4 protein-coding genes are annotated in these 1,341 nt (G+C 65.5%); all 4 read left to right on the top strand.

Annotated features, from left to right (window positions below):
• On the top strand, positions 1-352 hold a 352-nt coding region (locus FJ980_RS32075), incomplete at its 5' end, for a hypothetical protein (RefSeq protein ID WP_140547499.1).
• A 1-nt stretch (position 353) separates the two neighbouring features.
• Positions 354-521, top strand: a complete 168-nt coding sequence (locus FJ980_RS35000; protein WP_181181387.1) for a hypothetical protein — start codon at positions 354-356, stop codon at positions 519-521.
• A 51-nt stretch (positions 522-572) separates the two neighbouring features.
• Positions 573-908 (top strand): YkgJ family cysteine cluster protein, encoded by a 336-nt coding sequence (locus FJ980_RS32070; RefSeq protein ID WP_140547498.1) that lies wholly within the window; start codon positions 573-575, stop codon positions 906-908.
• 77 nt (positions 909-985) lie between these two features.
• Positions 986-1,341 (top strand): LysE family translocator (locus tag FJ980_RS32065; RefSeq protein WP_140547497.1); only part of this gene is annotated, 356 nt, incomplete at its 3' end.

Below are 1,341 nucleotides of genomic sequence, written 5' to 3'. Positions count from 1 at the left end.
CGACATGGTCGAAACATTGGACAAGCCAGTCGAATATGTCCGGCGTGTGCTGGAAAAACTCGAACGCTGCAAGCGCGTCCATGGCGATGCACAGGTGCGCGTCGGCGTGCGGGGCCGCGCCGAGTGCCCGAACTATTTGATCGAATATGTCCGCCAAGACGCCAAGACCCGCGAGCCGGTGACCCATCAGGACGCCGCCTACAGCGGCAGCACGCATCGCGAACTGGCGCCGCATCACATCGCGGAGGCGAGGAACTGGTCGCCTGAGGAAATGAACATAACGGCGGTTTCGGCCCTGATCGGCCGTTTGCGCAGTCCGCGCGCACCATCGCGCTGCGCCGACGAGGACTGAGATGTCCATACAATTCTCCGCCAAGGACCAACCGCCGGCGCCCGCCGCCGCTGCAAAGCCAGTCAAGCCGGGTGCCGCGCCGAAGGCGGATGCCGCTGCCGAGGCCGCGACCGATCTATTCAAGTCGCCGACCGAGGCGCCGTCGCGCAAGGCAGGCAAGAAGAAATAGCGCCTTGCCGCAAGACGCCGACCGCAATCTGCTGTGCAGGGACCGTTCTCGTTGGTGACCGTGGCAAGCCTTTCATCGCCCCAACGAGGCACCGTCCCGGCATTTGATTGCCAGAGCTGCGGCGCCTGTTGCTCCTACTCGGCCGAGTGGCCGCGCTTTTCCACCGAGGACGACGCGCACCTCGCCCGTATCCCGGACAAGTATGTCGCGACCGATCTGTCGGGTATGCGTTGCGAGGGCCCGCGCTGTTCGGCCCTCTGTGGCGAAGTGGGCAAGGCAACCGCTTGCGGCATCTACGAGCTGCGCCCGGATGTCTGCCGCGCCTGCATGCCCGGCGACGAGGATTGCCTGATGGCGCGTCGGGCGCACGGGCTGCCTGTCCTCTGATCTGACGGCGCCGCGGCTTGTGCACGGGGATTTCGCTGCTACGCTGCCCGCCGGGCAGCACAGCGGAGGACCAAATCGTGAGCATCGAATTCTTGTTGACGTCGCTGATCGTGGTGGCTTCGCCCGGCACCGGCGTCCTCTACACGCTGAGCGCCGGGCTTTCCCGCGGCGCCCGCGCCTCAATCGTCGCCGCTTTCGGCTGCACGCTCGGCATCATCCCGCATATGGCTGCCGCCATCACCGGCCTCGCCGCGCTCCTGCACACCAGCGCGGTCGCCTTCGAGACGCTGAAATATCTGGGCGTCGCCTACCTCCTTTACATGGCCTGGAACACGCTGAAGGAGAGGGGTGGTCTGAACGTCGAGGACAATGTCGCGCCGCGCTCCACCGGCAAGGTGATTGCGACAGGCATCCTCGTCAATGTGCTCAACCC

It is taken from the genome of Mesorhizobium sp. B1-1-5, from assembly GCF_006443065.1.
GTDB lineage: Bacteria > Pseudomonadota > Alphaproteobacteria > Rhizobiales > Rhizobiaceae > Mesorhizobium.
The sequence above is the reverse complement of the archived record's forward strand: the minus strand, read 5'-3'. Positions and strand labels throughout refer to the sequence as shown.

What these genes read in the sequence shown, in the direction of transcription:
- FJ980_RS35000 (WP_181181387.1), top strand. Translation starts at nt 354, where the DNA reads ATGTCCATACAATTCTCCGCCAAGGACCAACCGCCGGCGCCCGCCGCC.